The organism is Streptosporangium sp. NPDC006013, assembly GCF_040614275.1.
Classification (GTDB): Bacteria; Actinomycetota; Actinomycetes; order Streptosporangiales; family Streptosporangiaceae; genus Streptosporangium.
In genome coordinates this window covers 1-21753 of sequence record NZ_JBEXUE010000006.1, presented here as the reverse complement: position 1 = coordinate 21753, position 21753 = coordinate 1, and the positions used below count along the sequence as shown (strand labels likewise).

Genomic DNA, 21753 nt, shown 5'->3' with positions numbered 1-21753 from the left:
CATGTCCGGTGTCTCAGCCAGCACGACCATGACCGAGGCCGTCTCCACCAGGGGCACCGGCCGTCGCCGCCGTCGCCGCGCGGCGCCGCAGTTCGTCATCGTCTGCTGCTTCGTGTTCATGGCCGTCGTCGTTCTGTTTGCGGTGACGGGATCGCTGCTCGCCCCGCAGGACCCCAGCGTGCAGAACCTCTCGAACATCACCGCGGCACCGTCGGCGGAGCATCTGCTGGGCACCGACGTGCTTGGCCGGGACACGCTCTCCCGGCTGATCGCCGGCACCGGCTCGGCCTTCGTCGGCCCGCTCGTCATCGCCCTGGGATCGTTCCTCATTGGAAACCTGCTCGGACTCCTGGCCGGCTATCGAGGCGGCCGGGTCGACAGCCTCATCATGCGATGGGTCGACCTCATGTGGGCGATCCCCTCGCTGCTGATCCTCGTCGTCGTCGCCGGCGTCGTCGGGGCGAGCTACTGGCCGACCGTGCTGATCCTCGTCGTCCTCACCGTGCCTCTCGACGCTCGGGTCGTGCGCGGGGCGACACTGGAGCAGGTGCCGCGCCCATATGTCGAGGCCGCGAAGACCGTCGGGGTCTCGGACCGGCGGATCATGTGGCTGCACATCTGGCCCAACGTCGCGCCGATCTCGGTCGCGAACACCTTCCTCGTGTTCGCCGGCTCCGTCGGCATCCTCGCGTCTCTCAGCTTCCTCGGTCTCGGCGTCCCCCCGGGGAAGCCCGACTGGGGGCTCATGCTGGCCGAGAACCAGCCGCTGCTCTTCGTCCAGCCCCTCGCCTGCCTCGCCCCCGCGGTGCTCATCATCCTGACCGCGACATCGATGACGGTGATCGGGGACTGGGCGTACGAACGACTCTCCGAGGAGGGACCACGATGAACGCAGCCGCAGCGACCGCCCCGTCCGCGTCGATCCTGTCTGTCACGGATCTGCGCGTCACCCGGCTCGACGGCGACGATCTCGCCACAGTCGTCTCCGACATCGCACTGGAGGTCGCCCGAGGAGAGTCCGTCGCATTCGTCGGCGAGTCCGGCAGCGGCAAATCCGTCACCGCGAAGTCGATCATGGGGCTCCTGCCCCGCGCCTTGACCGCCGAGGGGCGGGTGCAGCTCAACGGCCGCGACGTCATGGGACTGAGCGAGCGGGAGTGGAGCGGCGTGCGTGGCCGCGAGGTCGGCATGATCATGCAAGATCCGTTCACGTCCCTGAACCCGATCCAGAGGTGCGCCCGCATCATCGGCGAGTCGCTCCCACGCGACGCCGCCCTCGACAGGGCGGCGCGACGAGAAGAGGTCGTGCGGCGGCTGGCGGAGGTCGGCATAACCGACCCCTCGGTAGCCGACCGCTACCCGTTCCAGCTCTCCGGAGGCATGCGCCAGCGGGTCGGCATCGCCGCCGCGCTCGCCCGCGACCCGGACCTTCTGATCGCCGACGAGCCGACGACCGCCCTCGACGTCACGACGCAGCGCGGCATCCTCTCTCTCATCAAGCGCATCCAGCGGGCGCGGAACATGAGCCTCATCCTCATCACGCACGACCTGCGCGTCGCCTTCGCGACGTGCGATCGGGTGTACGTGATGTACGCCGGGTCGGTGGTCGAGGTGGCCCGCAGCGACGAGCTCGACCGGGAGCCGCTGCACCCCTACTCGTCCGCGCTGCTGCTCTCGGAACCACCGCTCGACCAGCGCCTGCGCGAACTGGTCGCCATCCCCGGTTCGGTCCCCGCCCCCGACGACGTCGCGGGCGGATGTGTCTTCGCACCGCGCTGCGACTGGGCTCGAGAGGAGTGCACGGCGGGCACCCCCGCATTGCGCGAGATCGAACCTGGCCGGTGGTCCGCATGCGTGCGCGTAGCAGAGGTGCGCGCCGACATGGCGCGGGCACGGGATGCCGCCGCACAGGTGCCCGACCAGATCGAGGGGCCTGCCGCGCCGCCGGATGCCGTCATCCGCGTCGAGGATGTCTCGAAGACGTTCGCGGGGGCACAGATCCCGGCGCTCGACGGAGTGTCGGTCGACGTCGCCGAGGGCGAGTGTGTCGGCCTCGTCGGAGAATCGGGTTCGGGCAAGACGACCCTTGCCCGCGCGATCATCGGACTCGAACACATCTCATCGGGCTCGATCCACGTGGCCGGGGTCGACGTGTCGGCCTGGGCGAAACTCCCCGCAGGCGCTGCCCGCCAGGTGCGCAGCGCAGTGCAGATGGTGTTCCAGGACCCGTACTCGAGCCTCAACCCCAAGCGGAGCATCGGGTGGACGCTCGCCGAGGCGGTGCGTACGCACGCGCCGAGGACGACGGATGTCAAGGGAGAGGTCGCGCGCCTGCTGGAGTCTGTCGGTCTCCCGGCAGCGACCGCACGCAAACGTCCGTCCTCGCTGTCTGGAGGCATGCGCCAGCGGGTTGCGATCGCCCGCGCACTGGTCGCACGACCCCGCGTGCTCATCTGCGACGAGTCCGTGTCGGCCCTCGATGTGTCGGTGCAGGCGCAGATCCTGAACCTGCTGCATCGGCTCAAGCGCGAGCAGCACCTCGGGGTGCTGTTCATCACGCATGACCTGGCCGTCGTGCGTCAGATCGCTGATCGCGTGTACGTCATGAATCGCGGCCGAGTGGTCGAATCGGGTCCGACCGATCAGATCATCGAGACACCGGCGGATCCGTACACGGTCCAGTTGCTCGACGCGGCGCCGCGCGCGACGAACGAGTGGCTCAGCGACTGAACCAGCGGGCTGGGTCATCGTTGCCGCCGCTCAGGGTGGTGATGGCATCGTCAGGTTCGCCGAGCCGGATCGCAAGTCGCGCCCGATACGCCCGGAATCGGCTCCGCTGCGCCTTCGCGCTCACGACGCCGAATCGCGAGTCGGTCTCGAACGTCGTCACGGCGATGCCCACATCATCGGCGAGTCGCTCCCACGCGGCGCCGCTCTCGACCGGGCGGCGCGACGAGAAGAGGTCGTGCGGCGGCTGGCGGAGGTCGGCTGGACCGGCTTTGATCACCGGCGGATCCGGACCTGTCGGCGGATCCTGAAAACTGGCTCTGGCACTAGTGTCCTGCGCCAGAAATTCGCTGTAGATATCGGGCGAGTGAGCGGAAGCCGCACGGCGGTCGCCGCCTCGGTCCGGTACTTGGCGGCCGGCGGGTGCCCGACGGGGATGGCCTTGACGAACACCCACTCCCCGCCGAGGTCGAGACGCACCGCGATGCCAGGGGTGAAACCGCCCCCTGAACCTGAGCGGCGACAACGGGCGCGCCGAGGTGCGCGGCCAGGAAAGAGCGCAACCGGGTGGGGGGCCGATCCCAGGACGGACGTACGGCTGTACGTCCCAGCGGGAACGGGTCAGGAGAGTCCCTGGGTGTGAGATGGGTGACCGGCGGACGGGCGAAGCCGAGCACGGTGAGGCGGTGTCGCCTCTTCTATCGCGGCTCGGCTCTGGTAGCTCGCCGTCCCATCTCCTGCCGGATCACGCCTGTCATCGTAGTTTCCCGGTGCCGAACGGTAGTCGGGCCGGAGCCCGGTTCGAGTACGCCATCCTGGTCGGACGTACGGAAGGGATCGCGGGATGAGCAAGGTGACCACCGGCATGCTGCACCATGTCGAGCTCTGGGTGCCGGACCTGCCACGGGCCGTCGCCGGCTGGGGGTGGCTGCTGGGCGAGCTGGGCTACACCCTCTTCCAGAACTGGGCCGACGGGCGGAGCTGGCGGCTCGGCTCCACCTATCTGGTCCTTGAGCAGTCGCCCGCTCTCAGCGCGGACGAACACGACCGGCGCCGCCCCGGCCTGAACCATCTCGCCTTCCACGTCGAGAGCCGGGCCATGGTCGACGCCCTGGCCGAGCGGGCACCGCGGCACGGCTGGACCCTGCTGTTCCCGGAACGTCATCCCCATGCCGGTGGCGAGCGGCACTACGCCGCCTACCTGGAGGACGCCGACGGATTCGAGGTCGAACTCGTCGCCCCCGAAACATCTGTCAACGCTCTCTGAAATCTGACCCCGTGGGAGTTTCTGAAAATTGACCCCCCGGCGTCGGTCAGTCGCGGCCGGCGCGGTTCTCCTTGGTGAGGAGTTCACGTCGTTGGCGGGTGCGGTAGGAGTCGCGGGTGAGGGTGAGGACCTCGGCGTGGTGTACGAGGCGGTCGATCATCGCGGCGGCGACGACGTCGTCGGAGAAGGTCTCTCCCCATCGTCCGAAGGGCAGGTTCGAGGTGACCATCACGGAGCTTTGTTCGTAGCGGGAGGCGATGAGCTGGAAGAACAGGTTCGCGGCGTCCTGGTCGAAGGGGATGTAGCCGACTTCGTTGATGATGATCAGCTTGTAGCGGCGGATCTTCTTCAACTCGGCTTCCAGCCGTCCTGCTTGGTGGGCCTCGCTGAGGCGGTTGATCCAGTTGCTGGCGGTGTCGAACAGGACCGAGTAGCCGGCCTGGGTGGCCTTGACTCCGAGCCCGATGGCCAGGTGGGTCTTGCCGAGTCCGGGCGGCCCGAGCAGGATCACGTTCTCGGCCTTCGCGACGAACGTGCCGGTGGCCAGGTGGGCCAGGACGTCGCGCCGTAGCGAGGGAAGGTGGTCGAGGTTGAAGTCCTCCAGGGTCTTGACCTGCGGGAAGTGGGCGGTGCGGATCCGCATGACGGTGCCCTTGGATTCCCGGTCGGCAACCTGGCGCTGCAACAGCGCGGCCAGGTACTCCTCGTGGGACCAGTTCTCGGAGCGGGCCTGGTCGGCCAGTTCCTCCCAGAACGCGCCGATCGTGGGTGTCTTCAGCACCCGGGTCAGGTAGGCGATCATGGACGGCAGGCCGTCCTTGGTCGGTGCGGCGGTGGTCACTCGTTGCTCGCTCTCGTCGTGCTCGCGGGGTCGAAGTCGACGCCGAACAGGGCGTCGTAGTCGGGCAAGGCCCGAAGGGCGACGGCGTGGCCGTCTTCGTGGTGGCGCGTCGCCGCCTGGCGCTTTTGCCGGTCCAGGGCCAGGGTCTGGCGCATCCGCGCCGCGGTCGCCGCGTGGACGGGGTCGGTGACCACGATCTGCTTGGCCCCGGAGCGTTCGTGCCGGGCGACGACCTGGCCGTCGCAGAGCACCGTGATCTCCCGAGGGGTGGCAGTGACGTCGACGAACCGGCCGATGGCCTGCGGGTCCACCGAGTAGTCGACCGTGTCGACGCGGACGTAGTAGTCCCGCGCGAGCCTCACCCGCTGGTTCAGGCCCATCGGCGGGTTCATCGGAGGCAGCGGGATCATCGCCTGGTAGTCGGTCTCCAGCCGGTCGACGGGGCGGCCCTGGATCGAGCGGACGGTGCGGGTGTTGGCCCGCTCCAGCCACTCGCCCAGCTGCTGGTTGAAGTCCGCCGGTGAGGCGAACTGACGGCCCGGCAGGAACGAGGTCTCCAGGAACTGGTTGTTCCGCTCGACCAGGCCCTTGTATTCAGGGTCGCGGGGCGGCGCGAGCTTGATCTTCGTGGCCAGTGTGCCAGCGAACGCCGCGGCCGGTGCGGTCACCCGACCGGTGCCGCCGATGGCCGCCTCCCGGTCCCGGACCAGGGTCTTGGTGACCCGGCCAATGCCGCTGATCAGCGACCACATGCCCGACAGGATGTCGCTGCCCTGCCGGGTCGGGATCATCTCGGCGGTCAGGAACCGCGAGAAGCCCAGCGTCATCACCAGCACCGGCAGGATCCGCTGCTGGCCCGGCGCGACCTGTATCTTCGTCTCCGGGAACCACAGGTCGCACTGGGTGATCTCGCCCGGTTCGTAGGTCACCCGGTCGACCGGGTCGATGCCGACGTACTCCGGCCGGATCACGGCCAGTTTCTTCGTCAGCGGCGACATCGAGTAGGGCCAGCCGATCCGCTCGGCGATCACCGGCCCCGGCATCCTCGGCCATTCGTTGAGCAGGGCCCGGATCTGCGGCTCGAAGCCATCGGCGACCCGCCCGCGCACGGCTCGTTCGTACTGCGGCGGCCGGTCCGAGTTCAACGCGGCCCGCACCGTGTTCCGGGCCACTCCCAGCCGCCGCGAGATCTCCTTGATGGGCACGCCCTCGGCTCGGTGCAGCCGGCGTATCTCCGCCCAGTCCTCCACCTTCAGCACCTTCTGGCTTGATTCACGGATTGGGACAGCACGTGCGGGCGAGTCCGGGAGACACCTGGCGAGTCGGGATGGATCGAACAGCTCATGAGGTCCGTCAGCACCCTGGGCCTCCCGAACGGTTCAGCGGGGCAGGCCGACGGCGCGGGAGATGACGGTGTCGAAGGCGCGGTCGGGCAGGATCCGGCGCAGGGCGATGAGGGGACGGGCTCCGAAGCCGGTGGCGTAGCGGGTCTTGGGGCGGCGGGCGGTGACGGCCTTGCCGATGGCGTCGGCGATGACGGAGGGCGGGGAGTTGCGCTTGGCGTTGGCCTCCGAGCGCAGGGAGGAGGCGACCGCTGCGGCCTGCGCGGTGTAGGCGCCGCTGGTGGAGGACTTCTCCAGCTTGTCGGCGGCGATGGCGCCCCATTCGGTGGCGATGCCGCCGGGTTCGATGACGACGACGTCGATGCCGAAGGGCTTGGCCTCCAGGCGCAGGCAGTCACTGAGGGCTTCGAGAGCGAACTTGGTGCCGTGGTACCAGCCGCCGAGCGGGGTGTAGATCTTCCCGCCCATCGAGGTGACGTTGACGACGGTGCCGGCACGCTGGGTGCGCATGTGGGGCAGGACGAGCTGGGTCAGACGGATCGCACCGAAGACGTTCACTTCGAACTGGTAGCGGGCCTCGTCCAGGGGGACGTCTTCCAGGGCGCCGTAGGAGCCGTATCCGGCGATGTTGGCGAGCACGTCGATGCGGCCGGTCTCGGCGACGATCTTCTCGATGCCTGCCCGCATGGAGTCCTCGTCGGTGACGTCCATCGCCAGCGGGCGGATGCCGTGCTCGGCGAGCTTTTCGAGACGGTCCGTGCGGCGGGCGGCTCCGTAGACGGTGTAGCCGAGTTCCTTCAGCTTGAGAGCGGTGGCTTCGCCGATGCCGGAGGAGGCACCGGTGACGAGGGCGGTCTTGGCGGGCATGGCGGGGTCCTCACGGTTAAGATGAACTTAGGTTCACTATCCATCCTGAACCACAGTTCACCTTGATGCAAGTGGAAGGGCAGGCACCTCCGTGACCCAGGCCAGGACGCCGCGCGCCGACGCGGTCCGCAACCGCAAGAAGATCCTCACCGCCGCCGGCGGGCAGATCACCGCCCACGGCCCCGATGTGGGGATGGACGAGATAGCCGCCGCCGCGGGCGTGGCCGTCGGCACCCTGTACCGGCATTTCCCCACCAAGACCGACCTGGTCGCCGCCGTCGTCGCCGAGTACGTCGCCCGCGTCGCCGACGACGCCGAGGCCGCGCTCGCCCGCGTCGCCGACGGCACCGGCCGCGCTCTGGACGAGCTCACCGCGTTCCTCGGCCGCGTCGTCGAGCAGTCCGTGACCGACCGCGCGGTGAAGGCCGCCGCGCAGAGTCTCGGGGCAGAGCCGGGCAACCGTGCCGACGAGGACCGTGCGGGCTCGGCCGTCGCCGGCCTCATCCGTGCCGGGCAGGCCGACGGTGACGTCAACGCGGACGTCACCGTCAACGACATCTACCTGCTGTTCTCCACCGCGCCCACCGACCAGCCGCCGGCCGCCCGCGTCCGCTGGCTCGCCCTCGTCACCCCCGGACTGACCACACAAGCCCGGCAAGCGGAGAGCTGACACCCGGTGTGCTCAGATGCCACGCCAGACAGTGCGGTCGCTTGGCTAACGGGGGTCAACTTTCAGAAACCGACCAGGGGTCATTTTTCAGAGACTGGCGACAACATCACGTCAGGACTGACGCCGCCCCACGGCTCCGGTCGAGCACATGCGGCACGTGACACGCACCGCAGCGTGGTCCTGGAGCCGCCTGGACGGCATGCGTTGCTCGGCCGCGGTTTTGTCGGACGCCTGCGGCAGGCTGTCCGCGACCGGTCGGAGTTTGATCTATCGAGGGACACACATGGCGCGCATGCTCCGCAGCATCGACGACGAGGTCTACGTGGAGTACGGGACGTTCACTCTGGAGGGCACCGACATCGGGGAGTGGACCAGCCCGGAGGGCTACCACTTCGTCGCGGGTGTCCGGATGGAGGCGTGGGACGGTGAGCCGCCGAGCCCCGAAGGTCCCTGGACGCCCGTCGACCAGACGACCTTCGTGGCGGACAGCGGGGTCGTTCACCTGCTCCTGATGATGGACGGTCGTGGCCACGACTTCCTCATCGGGCCGCCGTGTTTCGAGTACGGCCTGATGATGCACTTCGAGCCGCTCACCAAGAACGACGAGCCGGATGAGGACACGGATGGCCCCGAGGAGCGGTGGCTGCTGCGCTTCTGGCCGATCCGGGACGCGTTCGATCCGCTGCTGCACCTGCCGGCCGCGTCGTACATCGTCCCGATGCCGAAAGAGTACGTCCCGTTGCCGCTTCCGCCTGAGATGCGGCCTCCGCCGGTCGAACCCCGGCAGGTGCCCGTGCCCGTGTCGGCCACCCAGGACTGGGCCTCGATGCGGGTCGATCCCTCCCGGCCAACCTTCGAGGAGTGGCTGAGGACGATGGAGGAGCGGCTCCGCGGGAAGGGCGTGACGATCCACGAGTGGCTGCGAGCGCAGGGCGTCGAGATCGAGGACGGAGCCGAGGTCACACCGGAGAGCATCGCCCGTCCCGAGGACCGTCCGGGCCGGTTCGCCGATCCCCTCGTCGACCGGTACTACGCGCGGCAGGCGCATATGGGATTCCTTCCGCACCGCTTCCCCGACTGGGAGCCGCACGAGCAGGAGGAACGGCTGCGGGAACTGTGCGACGAGGAGCGCATCGCCGAGGAGCTGAATCCGGAAGGTTCACGAACTTTCACCATGCCCTACGAAGCGCGAGGGGTGGAGAGCCTGTCACCCGGGATCAGCCGTCGCCTCTGGCGGTGGGAGGACGACATCATCGGCGGGCAGCCGTTCGACGGCAGTCTCACCGTCGATCGGCAGGTGCACGTCCATGATCCGCACAATCGCAAGATCTTCGTCTCGGGCATCGTGACCGTGCTCCGCCCGGAGCGATACAACGGGCGCGCCGACTGGTACCTGGTCAGGGACGCCGAACCACACGAGGCGGCCCGCGTCCTGTGCGCCGAGGCCACCTGGCGAGACCAGCCGGAAGGCGAACCCGGCCGATAGTACCGGGTGGCCGACACACGATCGGCTCGGATGAGGTATCTGTCCTGTGGGGAAGGCTCAGATGCGGCAATTGGTCGCGCCGGTACTGTCACGGCATGCGCGTCCGCCAGTACGTCTACTTCGCACTGTTCAGCCGGCACACCTCCGCGGAGGAGATGGCGAGGTGGCTGGGCATCGAGCCCGATGAGACCACGGTCCGGGGAAGCCGCCGCACTGAGCCGGTCAGACCGATCAGCCACAGTTGGAAGATCGTATGCCGAGAGCCCGACCTACGCGTCGACGAGCAGATATCCCGCGTGCTGGACCGGCTCCGGCCCCATGCCGACCGCATCGCCGAACTCGCCGAACGTCTTCGCACCGAATACGAGGAACATGGCGGCGCGGTCCTGCAGGTCGTGCGCTACCTCAACGATCACGAGGAAAGTCCCCCTTCGGACGCCATGTATCCGGAGTCACCCCAGGAGCCCAATCCGCTCGGCTGGCACCTCACCCGCGACGTACTGGACTTCCTGACCGCCACCGGCGCCGCCCTGGACGTCGACGAGTACGACATGGCCTAAGCCCTCTGGCCGCCGGTATCGCGCCCGGCGAGGGTCACTGCCGGTGGAGCTGGCTGCGGTCGATGAGATCCAGGACGGCGCCCCTGAGGTCGCGGAAGACGGCCAGGATCTCATCGGCGGCTGCGGCCACGGCCGCTTCACCGGGTGGACTCGACGGTTCGAGCAGCAGTGCCGTGGTGTCGGCGAGAATCTCGGCCGGGTCGGCCACGCCTGGCGGGGCGGAGGCCGGGTCGGACATGGTGGCGAGGAACCCGCTGAGCACGGCGTGCAGGGCGTACACCTGGCTGGACAGGGGTCTGTCGCGGCGGGCCAGGCCGTGGCGGTGCAGGATCGGCATGACCGTGCCGGCCATCGCGGCGGGATTGACGCGGGCGTACAGCTCACGGTCGCCCGGTTCCCGGGTGAGCAGCCGCAGCAGCTCCGGGTCGCCGCGCTGTAGCCGGTGCGCCAGCGGGAGCTTCAGCGCGGTACCGACGACCAGCTGGGCCATCCGGCTGGGCCGTACCCGGGCCGGATCGGCGGTGATGTCGCCGATGGCCGTCTCCAGGGCGGTCAGCAGGTCGCGGGCGAACAGACCGCGGATGAGGTCTTCCTTGCTGGGCCAGTACAGGTAGACGGTGCCCTTGCCGACCCCGGCGGCCCGGCTGATCTCCGATACGGTGACCTTGCCCACGCCGTGGTCGAGCACCAGCTCACGCGCGCTGTCCAGGATGCGCGCGGCTTTGCGCGAGTGGAGCTCCACCAACCGGCTCATCGGGCTGTCATCTCGGCTGTTGGTTCGGGTAGGGCGATGTCGACGTTCTTGGCCTGCATACCCTTGCTACCGGTCGTCACCCTGCCCATGATCCTGCGGATGGTCGGCGACCGCATCATCCGCATCATCCCGGCCCGCATGATCTGCTCCTTGCGGTTGTGCGGGGTGAAGATGAGGCGCTCGTTCAGGGCGATGGCCTGATGGGTTTCGATGAAGGGGCGCATCTGTGTCTGCCACGCATCCAGCGCGCCGGGCAGGTCGTCGGGGTGGCGCCGCAGCATGGTGCCGAGCAGTTCGCCGCCGGCGATGCCGGTGGAGGCGCCCATCCCGGAGTAGAGGGTCAGGCACCAGGCGGCGTCGCCGATCAGGACGACCCGGCCCCGGTGCCAGCTCGGCATCTTGACCTGCTGGACCGAGTCGAACAGGGCGTCGGGGGCCTGCTCGTAGCGGGTGAACAGGCTCTCCAGAAGGGGGCCTGCGGGCTCGGGGCCGAATGCCTCGCGGATGGATTCGATGGGGGGCCGGGTGAACTCGGCGTCGATGTCGCCGGTGCGGTAGGAGAACAGCAGGCTGGGGGCGTGGTCGGTGAAGGGGAAGGCCCATGCCGAACGACCCGGCTCGGTCAGCACCAGTCCCTCTGACGGGCCGAAGCCGTCGATCGGCCGGTCCAGGACGGTGGCGCCGATCATGTAGTTCAGCGGGTGCAGGTACTGCCCGGGGCCGAAGGCGAGCTCACGCACCGTGGAACGCATGCCGTCGGCGCCGACCACCAGGTCGAAGCGCTCGGTGACGGTGGTGCCGGCCGCGGTGTCGTGCAGTGTCACCTCCGCCGCGTACTCGTCCTGGGTGATGCGGGCAGGGACGGTGGAGTAGCGGATCTCCACATCGTCCGGCAGCGCCGCGAACAGGCCCTGCTCCACGTCGCCGCGCAGCAGCGCGCGGGGGCCGACGGGGCCGCCGATGGAGGCGGGGCTCATGCCGGGACGGCGGCGTCCGGCCCGGTTCACCTCGTAGGTGATGGCGGCGGGGCCGCCGCGGTCGCCGATCGCGTCCAGCACGCCCAGCCGCCGGGCCGAGGCGGCACCGGTGCCGAACAGCATGATGAAGTACCCGCCGGTGCGGCGGGCGGGTGCGCGTTCCACGATCACGGGCTCCCAGCCGATCTGGCGCAGCCGTACGGCGGTGGCGATGCCCGCGATTCCGAGCCCGACCACCAGAGCCCTGCCGCTGGTACGCGCGTTTGCCATGACACGTCCTTTCATTAGCGTCTCAGACACCATAATGACCAACTGACCAAAATTGTTCCTTTGGTCAGTTGGTCGGCCACCCTGCCCTCCGGCTGGGCCTGGTCGTGGGCGGTCAGCTCGACCGTGTCCTGCACGTGATCCGTGACCGACCTCACCGACGCCTGCCTGGAGGCTGCCCGAGCGTGACCGCGAGGTCCTGTCGCTCGCCTGCTGGGAGGGGTTGACCATGGCGCGCATGCTCCGCAGCATCGGCGACGAGGTCTACCTGGAGTACGGGACGTTCACCCTGTCGGGCACTGCCCTTGGGAATCGCTTCTGCGGCATCGACACCAGTCACGGCTAACGAAAACTGTCGTAAGCGATCGCTATCCTGGCGCATCCCAACAGGGCAGGAGAAAGCGGTGAATCCGGTTACGCCCGAGATGATCGACTACTACACCCGCCTCTTGAGGGATCTTGACGACTCTGCCAGGGTGCACGACCACATGAACATCACCGACGGGATGTTCTGGATGGTCGTGCGAGGCCGTGACACGCCGCTGACGGTCGCCGAGGTCGCGTGCCGACTGGGCGCCGACCCCAGTGAGATCGTCCCGCGCCTTCCGGTGCGTTTGCCGGACCTTGGCTATGTGGCACTGGAGCAAAGCGATCATGGCGTGATCGTCGTATCGCTCGGCGGTTGCTCACCCACCACCCCGGAAACGTGGGCCCGGCTGACCGACAACGCTCAAGCGTGGGGTTTTTGGTGGTTGATCAACAACGCCAATGAGTTGTACTACGGCGCCGACGGCGCTCTTGTCACCGCGCTGAACATCCTGTATCCCCAGCCGTCGGGGTGCACCGGCCAGGACCCGCAGGGATTGGACGCCTACCTGGGCGCACTCCGGGCACTCGCCGAGCAGAAGAGGATCGACGACGAAACGGGCGTGCCGTACACCAATCAATATCGCGGCTGGGAGACGGCCCTGGCGACCGTGGAAGCGATGAGCGGCGTGCGCCTGGACCTCGACCGGTTCGTCCGAGAGCAGCAGTCGGTCTATGCCCCGGCGCTGGACTCATAGCTCAAGCGTGTCTCCGCCGAGCGGGGCAACGCCTCCGCTCCTGACCATCTCCGCCTGGCCGGCGTCACGCGAGTTCAGCGTCCTCGGGCTCGTCCGGCACGGAAGCGGGCTGTCGTAGGGCGATGGCGAGCATGGTGTCGAGCGCCTGCTGGGACCTCTGGAGCCGGGTGATCGCCTCGGTGATGCGGGCGTGTTCCCGCCGCAGGTTGTCGCCCCGGGCACCGACTTCGACCCGGACGACATCGCCGAGCACTACTGGCGGTTGCACACCCAGCCGCGACACCGCTGGGAGCACGAGGCCCTGCACACCGGGCCGATCGCTCAGGAGGGCGGCCGGAGCCGCCGCTCACCGTGACCTGAGCGGTGTGGATCGGTTTGAACGCGGCGCCGTTGTGGTCGGTGTCCGTGAACGGCTTCGGAAGAGCGACCGGATCGTTCAACCTTCCAGCTGTGGTTGGGGCGCTGGTCATGGGCGGTGCCAGCTCCACAGCTTGTCCGGGTTCAGCACGATCCACACAGCGGTGACCTCGGCTCCGGTGACACTCACGCTGACCACCGCCACGGCCTGACCGGCCAGGCGCAGTACCAGGCCGGTACGGCCGTTGACGGACTCGGCGGTCAGCACGGTGCCGGGTTGACCGGTCAACAGGGCCGCGACGAGCCGGGCGACCTCGTTCGCGCCGTGGATCGGACGCGGCGCGGCCCGCACCTTGCCGCCGCCGTCGCTCACGACCATCACGTCAGCGGCCAGGACCGCCTCCAGCGCCGCGGTGTCTCCCGTGTCACACGCCGCCGCGAACCGGCGCACGACATGATCATGCCTGTCGAGCATGGCCCGGACCGATCTGTGCCGTTGAGGGGGACGCGGACACCGCGGTGATCTTGGCCGGGTTCATCATCCACAGCACCTGGTCGATGCCCTGGGCCGAGGCGTTGACCGTGAGCACCGTGAACACTTCGCCGTCGCGGCACAGCAGAGCGGACGCCTGCCCGTTCGCGCTCGCCCACTCCACCTCGACCCCGGCCCAGAACCGGTCCGCGAACGCCCTGACGTACTTCGCCACCCGGAGCGCGCCCACCACGGGGATGCGAGAGGCCCGGACGACGCCACCGCCGTCGGAGTGACTGGTCACGTCCGCCGCGAAGAGTTCCTCCAGCGCGGCCAGGTCACCGGAGCGGGCGGCGGCGACGAAGGCTGTCAGCAGTCTCCGTTGCTCGGCTCCGGTCACCGGCGCGCGACGCTCGGCGACCACGTGCTTGCGGGCCCTGCTGACCAGCTGACGGACCGCCGCCTCGCTGAGCTGGATGATGTCGGCGATCTGCCGGTACGGGTAGTCGAACGCCTCCCGCAGCACGTATGCCGCGCGTTCGTTGGGCGAGAGCCTCTCCAGGAGCAGCAGGACCGCGAACCCCAGGGCCTCGCCCCGCTCGGCGCCGAGGTGCGGATCCGCACTGGTGTCGACGGGTTCGGGAAGCCACGGGCCGATGTAGGTCTCGCGGCGGACCCGCGCGGACTGGGCGACGTTGATGGCCAGCCGCGTGGTCGCCGTCGCCAGGAACGCGGCCGGGTTGGCCACCGTACTGCGATCACAGGTCTGCCAGCGCAGCCAGACGTCCTGCACCAGGTCCTCGGCTTCGGTGACGCTGCCCAGCATCCGGTACGCGATCCCGAACAGGCGCGGCCGCAGGCCCGCGAAGATCACTACGGCCTGTTCAAGATCTTCCGGCCCACCGGATACGTTCGCCGGCACGGTATCCGCCACCGTCATCCCCTGCCTCACCTGTGTCCCGCACTCTGCCGGTGAACCCATCCTGGACCCACGACCCTCGTCTGCCGCCTTCAAACCGCTCGCCGAGCAGCTATGACAGGACAGGCGGGTGGTTTGTGACAACCCCGGGAGATCTCATCCGGCGGAGCGGCCAGGGGCGGCTGACGGTCCGCGCCCTCGGCGACCGCGACGACGTCGCGATGCCCGGCGGGGGGCGCTACCTCGCGGCCGTGGTCCGGCCCGGCCAGTCGCCGTACCGTGTCTCGCCGAGAATCGCGTCGCCGGCCGGTACCAGGGTCCCCTCGCCCAGCTCGGCTCCGAAGTAGCGCGCGTGCGGGTCGGTGACCACCTCACGCGGATCGTCCCGGGCGGCCAGGGCGTCCCGGAAGAACTCGTCCATCCGGAACCGCTCGGGCCCGGCGACCTCGACCCTCCCGTTCACCGGCGACCCCACCGAGATCCTGCCGACCGCCTGGGCGACCTCGTCTCCCGCGATGGGCTGGAAGAGCACGGGTGCCATCCGGACCGTGCCTCCGTCGGTGGCCGCGTCGGCGATGCTCCGGACGAACTCGAAGAACTGCGTCGCGTGCACGATCGAGTACGGGATCGACGAGTTCTCGATCAGCTTCTCCTGGGCGATCTTCGCCCGGAAGTAGCCGCTCTCGGGCAGCCGCTCGGTCCCCACCACCGACAGCGCGACGTGGTGGCCGACGCCTGCCGCCGCCTCCGCGGCGAGCAGGTTGCGGGTGGAGGTCTCGAAGAACTTCAGTACCGCGGTGTCCTCGAAGGACGGGGAGTTCGACACGTCGATCACCACCTGCGCGCCGGTTAGGACCTCGGCGAGTCCTTCGCCGGTAAGGGTGTTGACGCCGGTGTTCGGTGCTGCCGCCACCGCCTCGTGACCGTGCTCGCCGAGCTTCGTCACGAGCTTCGACCCGATCAGACCGGTACCGCCGATTACCACGATCTTCATGACAAGCCTTCCTGTCCGCCGGGGCGTCCGTCGCCATCCGGTCACCGGCTAAGACAGGACAGCCCTCCGGCCTGTGACGGCTCAGGCAAGATTCCTCGGGTTGCGGATCCCCGGTGCCTAGGCGTCACAAACCGAGACGCTGTCTGTCTTTCGGTAAGGCGGACTTGTCGTCAGCACGCCGGCTACCTACTGGGCGAGCAGGAACGCGATCGCTTCCGCCGTGGCGGGGTTCGGAAGCACCGTTCGCCCACGAGCGATCCAGCGGCGGCAAGACGATCCTCACACGATGACCCCTCAGTCCGGCGGTTCGGCCGGTCGGCGCAGGCGGTCGGCGTGCCGGACCTGGTTGTGCAGCGCCCGGCGCAGGAACGTCTCGATGGTGTCGAGTTCGGCGGTGCTGAACCGGAGGAGTTCGGTCTGCGCCTCGGTCGCGATCGGCCCCCAGATCTCCTGCACGGCTCTCTGCCCCTGTTCGGTCAGGTTCACCAGGACCCGGCGCCGGTCCGCCGTGTCGCGGATCCGCGTGGCCAGGCCGGCCCGCTCCAGCCGGTCGATCGCGGTGGTGGCGGCACCTCCGGTGAGACCGGCGGCGGCCGCCAGCTCGCTTGCGGTGAGCGGGCCGCGGGCGGTCAACCGGCTCAGGCACCTCAGGTCGGTGCGGTTGACGCCGAGGCGCCGGGCCGCCAGCTCGTCAATGAGATCGGTGGCGTCCTGGAGCTCCTGAACGGCCCTGGTCACGGCATGGACCCTATTTTGCTTTGACAATCTAACCCTTAGAAAGTTGAATTAATTGGGTCGCGTGAACTCTAACCCCCGGGAGACCCCGATGCCACGTCCTTCCGTCCAGCCGCGGTCGGCGACGACCGACGACGTTCCGGCCCTGCTGTCCCTGATGGACTCCGTCCACGCATGGCTCATCGCCCAGGACCGCCCGGAGCAATGGGGAACGGTGCCGTTCTCCCGAATCCCGGGCTTTCCCGACCGGGTCTCCGACTGGACGCACCAGGGCGTCATCACCCTGGTCGAACGGGACGGCCGGTGCGTCGGGATGCTGGCCGCCGCACCCCTGATTCCGCCACGGATCCCCGCCGCCGTGGTGCCCGACGGATCGATGTTCATCCACACCGTGATGACCGACCGCGGCCCCGGCGGCCGCGGCGTCGGTTCGGCCCTGCTGGAGGAGGCCGCGCGTCTCGCCAGGGCGCACAGCGCTCCCGCACTGGCTCTGGACCACTGGGCGGGCAGCCCCGAGCTGGGACGCATCTACGACGACCACGGCTACGTCAAGGTCGCCGAGTACACCGACGAGCAGGACGGAAAGGCCATCCGCAACACCGTACGCGTCCGCTACCTGAGCGCCGCCGGCTGAACGCGTCAGCACGAGGCCCGGAGCCGGCCCGACATGCCATCGGCCGCACGTTCCTGGGCGTCGGTCGAGCCTGGGCAGGGTCTCCTCGGTGAGGTCTCCCCCCAGCAGCCGTACCGGGTTGAACGGAGCTTTCGGCCCGACGAGGATGGTGGGGGGAGTCGGCCACCACCCAGCCCGGCACCACCGCCTCCCGCCCTGCCGCGTCCGCTTTCACTCGGCCACCGCGCCTACGGATGCTGGGGCCGGCGGCCGAGCTGCCAGACCTCCCATCCGGCGGCGAGCCACGGGCCCGGCTCGACCGCGTTGCGCACGTCCACCAGCACCCGGTGACGTACCAGGTCGGCGGTGTCCGCGGGGAGCTTGGGGTCGGCGGTGAACTCCGGCCACTCGGTGGCGAGCACGACGAGATCGGCGTCCGTGATGGCCTGCTCGGCGGTGTCGGCGTAGCTGAATTCGGGGTGCAGCTCGCGAGTGGCGGCGATGGCCGCGGGGTCGTAGATGACCGGTGTCGCGCCGCGTTCGGCCAGCTTCTCGGCCAGGCGCAGGGCGGGCGAGTCGCGTACGTCGCTGGTTCCGGCCTTGAACGCCGTGCCGAGGAACGCGATGGTAAGGCCGTCGATCGGACCGCCGTGCGCCCTCTTGATCAGCCTGACCGCCGCCGGGACCCGGTCGGCGTTGATCGATTCGACGGCCGTCAGGAAGCCGTGCGCGTTCCGCGCGCCCAGCTCGCCGACGCGGTGCGTGAAGGCCGCCACGTCCTTGGGCAGGCACCCGCCGCCGTAGCCGATGCCCGGCCGCATCCCGTCGTGCCCGATCCGCTTGTCGACGCCGATCGCGTGGGCGACCGTGTTCACGTCCGCTCCGACGAACTCGCACACCTCGGCTATCGCGTTGATGAACGAGATCTTGGTGGTCAGGAACGCGTTCGCGGCCGACTTGATCACCTCTGCCGTGGGCGGGTCCGTGAGGATCAACCCCACCCCGTGGTCGAGGATCGGCGCGTACACCTCCTCGACCGCCTCGCGGGCCTGCCGGGAGGTCAGGCCGACCACGACCCGGTCGGGGAACAGGGAGTCCCGCACGGCATGACCCTCGCGCAGGAACTCCGGATTCCAGACCAGCTCCACACCGGAGACCCGCGCGTCAGCGTCGATGATCTTCTGGAGCCGTTCGACGGTGCCGACCATCACCGTGCTCTTGCCGACGATCGTGGCCGGCCTGCTCAGCAGCGGGACCAGCGACCGCATCGCGTCGATCACCTGGGTCATGTCGTAGCCATGGCCGTCTTCGCGCAGCGGGGTGCCGACCGTGATGAAGTGCAGGTCGGCGAAGTCCGCGGCCTCCCCCAGGTCGGTGGTGAAGCGGAGCCGGCCGGAGGAGGTGTGCCGGACCAGGAGGTCCTCGAAGCCCTCCTCGAAAAAGGGGGCGATGCCGTTGCCCAGGGCTCCGCACCTGTCGGGATCCGACTCGACACCGATCACCTCGTGGCCGATCTCGGCCATCGCGACGGCGTGCGGAGCACCGAGGTGACCGCATCCGATCACGGAAACGCGCATCTTGGGTCCTGTCCGTTGGCTTCCTCGGGCGCATGCGGGATGCGTTCCAAGAAGTTATCGCGTGCCGGGGTACCAAGGTGTCGGCTCGGCGGCATTCACCCCTCAAGTCCAGGGATCGACACAGCTCTTTGCCGCTTGATGTGTGCGGGCCGGCCGTACGGTCCCGTCGGCGGCGGCGCACCGAGAAACACGAACTGGTAACGACTCACACCCATACGGTCACCACCGCTTGACAGGAGGACCCATTTGCCATTTTATGCACTTAACCGACTTATTAAGTAGGAATTAAGGAGTAGTCAATGAGGGTTCGCAGGCTCCGGGGGATGGCAGTGGCACTGGCCGCGGTCACGGTGGCAGCCCTCGCGGCGGCCTGCGGAGGAGGCGGGGGGTCCTCCGGCGGCGACACGGCGAAGACGACGACCGAGGTCCGTCTCGGTTTCTTCCCGAACATCACGCACTCCACGGCCCTGGTCGGGGTGCAGAAGGGCTTCTTCGCCAAGGCACTCGGCAGCGACGCGACGCTGAAGGTCTCCACCTTCAACGCCGGACCGGCCGCGACCGAGGCGATCTTCTCCGACGCCATCGACGCGACCTACATCGGGCCGAACCCGGCCATCAACGCCTGGTCGAAGTCCAAGGGCGAAGCCATCAAGATCGTCGCAGGCGCGGCGTCCGGCGGCGTGTTCCTCGTGGTCAAGCCCGAGATCAACGGCGTCGAGGACCTCAAGGGCAAGAAGATCGCCACGCCTCAGCTCGGCAACACCCAGGACGTCGCGCTGCGCTACTGGCTCAAGGAGAAGGGAATCGAGACCGACACCAAGGGCGGCGGTGAGGTGTCGATCCTCCCCCAGGAGAACGCCCAGACCCTGCAGACCTTCGCCACCGGCGACATCGACGGCGCCTGGGTGCCCGAGCCCTTCGCGAGCCGCCTGGTCCAGGAGAGCAAGGGCAAGATCCTGCTCACCGAGGCCGACCTCTGGCCGAACAAGCAGTTCGTGATCACGCACCTGATCGTGCGGCAGCAGTTCCTCAAGGACCACCCCGACCTGGTGAAGAAGCTGATCGAGGCGCACGTCGAGTCCAACGCCTTCATCCAGTCGGACCCGGCGGGCGCCAAGGAGTCGGTCAACGCGGAGCTGAAGGAGCTGACCGGCAAGCCCGTCGCGCCGGCGATCCTGGACAGCGCCTTCGGCAACATCACCTTCACCAACGACCCGATCGCGTCCTCCCTCGTCGGCAGCGCCGACCACGCCCAGAAGGTCGGCCTGCTCGACCCGGTGGACCTGAACGGCATCTACGACCTCACCATCCTCAACGAGGTCCTGGCGGCCAAGAGCCAGCCTGCGGTGAGCGACAAGTGATCGACCCGAGCAGGCGGCACAGAACAGCAGAGTCGAAGCGGTGCGTCCGGTCACGGGCCGGCGAGCCGCTGGTCAGGGAGGCGAAGTGACAGCTCCGATACAGGAGCTGCGCCCCGGCCGGACCGACGGGCACGAGCCCGCGGTCCGGCTGGACGCGGTTTCCAAGGTGTACGGCAGGGAGCTCCTGGCCCTGGACCAGGTCACGCTCTCGGTGGACAGGGGCGAGTTCGTCTGCCTGCTGGGCGCGTCCGGCTGCGGTAAGAGCACGTTGCTCAACCTCGTCGCCGGCCTGGACCGCCCCACCGCCGGAGAGATCGACACCAGGGACGCCCGCATCGCGATGATGTTCCAGGAGCCGGCCCTGTTCCCCTGGCTCACCGTCTCGGGGAACATCGAGCTGGCGCTCCGGGTGACGAGCTCGGGTAAGAACACCACGAAGAAGGAGCGCCGCGCGCGGGCGATGGAGTTCCTGGAGATCGTCCACCTCGGTGGCTTCGGCGACAAGCGCCCGCACGAGCTGTCCGGTGGCATGCGCCAGCGGGTCGCGCTCGCCAGGGCCCTCGCCCAGGACGCCGACGTGCTCCTCATGGACGAGCCCTTCGGCGCCCTCGACGCGATGACCCGTGACCTGCTCCACGACGAGCTGGAGCGGATCTGGCGGGAGCGGGAGCTGTCCGTCCTGTTCGTCACCCACAACGTGCGCGAGGCCGTACGGCTCGGCGACCGGGTCGTCCTGCTGAGCAGCAGGCCCGGCAAGGTGATCGAGGACTTCCCGGTGACACTGTCGCGGCCGCGCCGTACCGACTCCGGCGAAGTGGCCGAACTGGCCTCCACCATCACCGACAGGCTGCGCCAGGAGGTGCTGCGCCACGCCAAGCCGGCGGCGCAGCCGCCCGTCGGCGCCGGGATCGAGAAGTAGCGGGTGCCCAATGACTACTGATCTTTCCCAGCACATCGCCGGTCTGGACGCGCTGGAGCTGTCCAACCGGGAACGGCAGAGCCTGGCCTCAAGGGTCTGGGCCAGAAGCTGGCCGATGATCTCGGCGATCGTCCTCGTCCTCGCCGTCTGGGAGCTGGTCGTGCTCAGCGGGTGGCGCCCGGAGTACGTCCTTCCCGGCCCGGTGACCGTCCTTGAGGATCTGTGGAACCGCCTCGGTGAGGCCGAGTTCTACGAGGCCCTGGGCGTGACGATGCGCCGTGCGATCACCGGGTTCGCGATCGCGGTGCTGGTCGGGCTCGTGGTCGGCGCGGCCGTGTCACGGATCCGGCCCCTGCGGGCGGCGCTCGGCTCCCTGATCACGGGCCTGCAGACCATGCCCTCCATCGCGTGGTTCCCGCTGGCGATCCTGTTCTTCAAACTCAGCGAGAGCGCGATCATGTTCGTGGTCGTCCTCGGGGCGGCGCCGTCGATCGCCAACGGGCTGATCGCCGGCGTGGACTACACCCCGCCGATCCTGCTCCGTGCCGGGCACATCCTCGGCCTGCGACGCCTGGCGCTCTACCGGCACGTCATCCTGCCCGCGTCGCTGCCGTCGTTCCTGTCGGGGCTCAAGCAGGGCTGGGCGTTCGCGTGGCGGTCCCTGATGGCGGGCGAGCTTCTCGTGATCATCGCCCACCAGGCGTCGATCGGCGAACAGCTCGACAACGCCCGGGAGCTCTCCGACGCGCCCGGCCTCCTCGCGACGATGATCGTGATTTTGATCATCGGCATCGTCGTGGACATGTGTTTCGGCGCCGCCGACAACGCCCTCCGGCGCCGCTGGGGGCTCGACCAGCGCGTCGGCTGACGCGAACGTGGGACGTGCCGCCGTTCCGCGGGCCCCCCGGTCCCGAGCGCGGGCTGGTCTTCCAGTCGGGAGCGCTGTTCCCCTTCCTCACCGTCGCGGAGAACGTGGCCTTCGG

Annotated in this window: 23 protein-coding genes; 11 read left to right on the top strand and 12 right to left on the bottom strand. The window is 68.9% G+C overall.

Annotated features, from left to right (window positions below; translation table 11 throughout):
* The first annotated feature begins 1 nt into the window (after position 1).
* Positions 2–889, top strand: a complete 888-nt coding sequence (locus ABZ260_RS01940; protein WP_355611652.1) for an ABC transporter permease — start codon at positions 2–4, stop codon at positions 887–889.
* Positions 886–2730 carry an ABC transporter ATP-binding protein gene (locus tag ABZ260_RS01935; RefSeq protein ID WP_355611649.1) on the top strand — a complete coding sequence of 615 codons (1845 nt, stop codon included), beginning with the start codon at positions 886–888 and terminating at the stop codon, positions 2728–2730. Before ABZ260_RS01940 ends, ABZ260_RS01935 begins: the two co-directional genes overlap by 4 nt.
* On the opposite strand, the gene ABZ260_RS01930 is transcribed toward ABZ260_RS01935, so the two are convergent.
* Positions 2720–3007, bottom strand: coding sequence for a hypothetical protein (locus ABZ260_RS01930; protein WP_355611646.1), 288 nt, complete (start codon positions 3005–3007; stop codon positions 2720–2722). The genes ABZ260_RS01935 and ABZ260_RS01930 overlap by 11 nt on opposite strands.
* Before the next feature lie 564 nt (positions 3008–3571).
* Between ABZ260_RS01930 and ABZ260_RS01925 the strand changes: the two genes are divergently transcribed.
* A complete protein-coding gene (locus ABZ260_RS01925; protein ID WP_355611642.1) occupies positions 3572–3994 on the top strand; it encodes a VOC family protein in 423 nt (140 codons plus the stop codon).
* 46 nt (positions 3995–4040) lie between these two features.
* On the opposite strand, the gene istB is transcribed toward ABZ260_RS01925, so the two are convergent.
* The 3 genes from istB to ABZ260_RS01910 all read right to left on the bottom strand — a co-directional run bounded on the left by istB (position 4041) and on the right by ABZ260_RS01910 (position 7045).
* On the bottom strand, positions 4041–4835 hold the full coding sequence (gene istB, locus ABZ260_RS01920) for an IS21-like element helper ATPase IstB (RefSeq protein ID WP_355611639.1): 795 nt from the start codon (positions 4833–4835) through the stop codon (positions 4041–4043).
* A complete protein-coding gene (gene istA, locus ABZ260_RS01915; RefSeq protein WP_355611636.1) occupies positions 4832–6094 on the bottom strand; it encodes an IS21 family transposase in 1263 nt (420 codons plus the stop codon). The genes istB and istA overlap by 4 nt, the downstream gene beginning before the upstream one ends.
* A gap of 120 nt (positions 6095–6214) precedes the next feature.
* Positions 6215–7045, bottom strand: coding sequence for an oxidoreductase (locus ABZ260_RS01910; protein ID WP_355611633.1), 831 nt, complete (start codon positions 7043–7045; stop codon positions 6215–6217).
* 91 nt (positions 7046–7136) lie between these two features.
* On the opposite strand from ABZ260_RS01910, the gene ABZ260_RS01905 reads away from it, so the two are divergent.
* From ABZ260_RS01905 to ABZ260_RS01895, 3 genes are all read left to right on the top strand, one after another.
* The gene (locus tag ABZ260_RS01905; protein WP_355611630.1) at positions 7137–7715 is read left to right on the top strand and encodes a TetR family transcriptional regulator; all 579 of its coding nucleotides are present in this window, start codon (positions 7137–7139) and stop codon (positions 7713–7715) included.
* Between the two features lie 283 nt (positions 7716–7998).
* A complete protein-coding gene (locus tag ABZ260_RS01900) occupies positions 7999–9201 on the top strand; it encodes a hypothetical protein (RefSeq protein WP_355611627.1) in 1203 nt (400 codons plus the stop codon).
* A gap of 95 nt (positions 9202–9296) precedes the next feature.
* Positions 9297–9761 carry a DUF4279 domain-containing protein gene (locus tag ABZ260_RS01895; RefSeq protein ID WP_355611624.1) on the top strand — a complete coding sequence of 155 codons (465 nt, stop codon included), beginning with the start codon at positions 9297–9299 and terminating at the stop codon, positions 9759–9761.
* Positions 9762–9795: 34 nt separating this feature from the next.
* On the opposite strand, the gene ABZ260_RS01890 is transcribed toward ABZ260_RS01895, so the two are convergent.
* Both ABZ260_RS01890 and ABZ260_RS01885 read right to left on the bottom strand, forming a co-directional pair.
* Positions 9796–10515 carry a helix-turn-helix domain-containing protein gene (locus ABZ260_RS01890; RefSeq protein WP_355611615.1) on the bottom strand — a complete coding sequence of 240 codons (720 nt, stop codon included), beginning with the start codon at positions 10513–10515 and terminating at the stop codon, positions 9796–9798.
* A complete protein-coding gene (locus ABZ260_RS01885) occupies positions 10512–11762 on the bottom strand; it encodes an FAD-dependent monooxygenase (protein ID WP_355611606.1) in 1251 nt (416 codons plus the stop codon). The genes ABZ260_RS01890 and ABZ260_RS01885 overlap by 4 nt, the downstream gene beginning before the upstream one ends.
* 401 nt (positions 11763–12163) lie before the next feature.
* Between ABZ260_RS01885 and ABZ260_RS01880 the strand changes: the two genes are divergently transcribed.
* Positions 12164–12823: a hypothetical protein gene (locus ABZ260_RS01880; RefSeq protein WP_355611604.1), complete on the top strand. Its 660-nt coding sequence runs from the start codon at positions 12164–12166 to the stop codon at positions 12821–12823.
* Positions 12824–12887: 64 nt separating this feature from the next.
* Here the strand turns inward: ABZ260_RS01880 and ABZ260_RS01875 are convergent, their stop codons facing one another.
* The 5 genes from ABZ260_RS01875 to ABZ260_RS01855 form a co-directional block, all read right to left on the bottom strand.
* A complete protein-coding gene (locus tag ABZ260_RS01875) occupies positions 12888–13106 on the bottom strand; it encodes a hypothetical protein (protein WP_355611601.1) in 219 nt (72 codons plus the stop codon).
* Between the two features lie 183 nt (positions 13107–13289).
* Positions 13290–13631 carry a hypothetical protein gene (locus tag ABZ260_RS01870; RefSeq protein ID WP_355611598.1) on the bottom strand — a complete coding sequence of 114 codons (342 nt, stop codon included), beginning with the start codon at positions 13629–13631 and terminating at the stop codon, positions 13290–13292.
* A gap of 7 nt (positions 13632–13638) precedes the next feature.
* Positions 13639–14592 (bottom strand): RNA polymerase sigma-70 factor, encoded by a 954-nt coding sequence (locus ABZ260_RS01865; RefSeq protein WP_355611595.1) that lies wholly within the window; start codon positions 14590–14592, stop codon positions 13639–13641.
* A 217-nt stretch (positions 14593–14809) separates the two neighbouring features.
* Positions 14810–15565, bottom strand: coding sequence for an SDR family oxidoreductase (locus ABZ260_RS01860; protein ID WP_355611592.1), 756 nt, complete (start codon positions 15563–15565; stop codon positions 14810–14812).
* A 294-nt stretch (positions 15566–15859) separates the two neighbouring features.
* Positions 15860–16303 carry a MarR family transcriptional regulator gene (locus tag ABZ260_RS01855; RefSeq protein WP_355611589.1) on the bottom strand — a complete coding sequence of 148 codons (444 nt, stop codon included), beginning with the start codon at positions 16301–16303 and terminating at the stop codon, positions 15860–15862.
* Positions 16304–16391: 88 nt separating this feature from the next.
* Here ABZ260_RS01855 and ABZ260_RS01850 point away from each other — a divergent pair, with 88 nt between their 5' ends.
* Positions 16392–16934 (top strand): GNAT family N-acetyltransferase, encoded by a 543-nt coding sequence (locus ABZ260_RS01850; RefSeq protein WP_355611586.1) that lies wholly within the window; start codon positions 16392–16394, stop codon positions 16932–16934.
* Between the two features lie 227 nt (positions 16935–17161).
* On the opposite strand, the gene ABZ260_RS01845 is transcribed toward ABZ260_RS01850, so the two are convergent.
* A complete protein-coding gene (locus ABZ260_RS01845; protein WP_355611583.1) occupies positions 17162–18490 on the bottom strand; it encodes a UDP-glucose/GDP-mannose dehydrogenase family protein in 1329 nt (442 codons plus the stop codon).
* Positions 18491–18789: 299 nt separating this feature from the next.
* Between ABZ260_RS01845 and ABZ260_RS01840 the strand changes: the two genes are divergently transcribed.
* The 3 genes from ABZ260_RS01840 (at position 18790) to ABZ260_RS01830 (ending at position 21638) form a co-directional block, all read left to right on the top strand.
* Entirely contained in the window at positions 18790–19851 is a 1062-nt protein-coding gene (locus ABZ260_RS01840) for an ABC transporter substrate-binding protein (protein ID WP_355611580.1), read from the top strand.
* An 85-nt stretch (positions 19852–19936) separates the two neighbouring features.
* Entirely contained in the window at positions 19937–20770 is an 834-nt protein-coding gene (locus ABZ260_RS01835; protein ID WP_350915841.1) for an ABC transporter ATP-binding protein, read from the top strand.
* A 10-nt stretch (positions 20771–20780) separates the two neighbouring features.
* Complete coding sequence (locus ABZ260_RS01830) at positions 20781–21638, top strand: ABC transporter permease (protein WP_355611577.1); 858 nt, start codon at positions 20781–20783, stop codon at positions 21636–21638.
* Positions 21639–21753: the final 115 nt, after the last annotated feature.

Bases quoted from the DNA above. Each gene is read 5' to 3' on its own strand.
- ABZ260_RS01885 (WP_355611606.1), bottom strand. From the start codon at position 11,762: ATGGCAAACGCGCGTACCAGCGGCAGGGCTCTGGTGGTCGGGCTCGGA.
- ABZ260_RS01940 (WP_355611652.1), top strand. From the start codon at position 2: ATGTCCGGTGTCTCAGCCAGCACGACCATGACCGAGGCCGTCTCCACC.
- ABZ260_RS01895 (WP_355611624.1), top strand. From the start codon at position 9,297: ATGCGCGTCCGCCAGTACGTCTACTTCGCACTGTTCAGCCGGCACACC.
- ABZ260_RS01840 (WP_355611580.1), top strand. From the start codon at position 18,790: ATGAGGGTTCGCAGGCTCCGGGGGATGGCAGTGGCACTGGCCGCGGTC.
- ABZ260_RS01890 (WP_355611615.1), bottom strand. From the start codon at position 10,515: ATGAGCCGGTTGGTGGAGCTCCACTCGCGCAAAGCCGCGCGCATCCTG.
- ABZ260_RS01860 (WP_355611592.1), bottom strand. From the start codon at position 15,565: ATGAAGATCGTGGTAATCGGCGGTACCGGTCTGATCGGGTCGAAGCTC.
- ABZ260_RS01935 (WP_355611649.1), top strand. From the start codon at position 886: ATGAACGCAGCCGCAGCGACCGCCCCGTCCGCGTCGATCCTGTCTGTC.
- ABZ260_RS01865 (WP_355611595.1), bottom strand. From the start codon at position 14,592: ATGACGGTGGCGGATACCGTGCCGGCGAACGTATCCGGTGGGCCGGAA.
- ABZ260_RS01845 (WP_355611583.1), bottom strand. From the start codon at position 18,490: ATGCGCGTTTCCGTGATCGGATGCGGTCACCTCGGTGCTCCGCACGCC.
- ABZ260_RS01900 (WP_355611627.1), top strand. From the start codon at position 7,999: ATGGCGCGCATGCTCCGCAGCATCGACGACGAGGTCTACGTGGAGTAC.
- ABZ260_RS01925 (WP_355611642.1), top strand. From the start codon at position 3,572: ATGAGCAAGGTGACCACCGGCATGCTGCACCATGTCGAGCTCTGGGTG.
- ABZ260_RS01830 (WP_355611577.1), top strand. From the start codon at position 20,781: ATGACTACTGATCTTTCCCAGCACATCGCCGGTCTGGACGCGCTGGAG.
- ABZ260_RS01910 (WP_355611633.1), bottom strand. From the start codon at position 7,045: ATGCCCGCCAAGACCGCCCTCGTCACCGGTGCCTCCTCCGGCATCGGC.
- ABZ260_RS01850 (WP_355611586.1), top strand. From the start codon at position 16,392: ATGCCACGTCCTTCCGTCCAGCCGCGGTCGGCGACGACCGACGACGTT.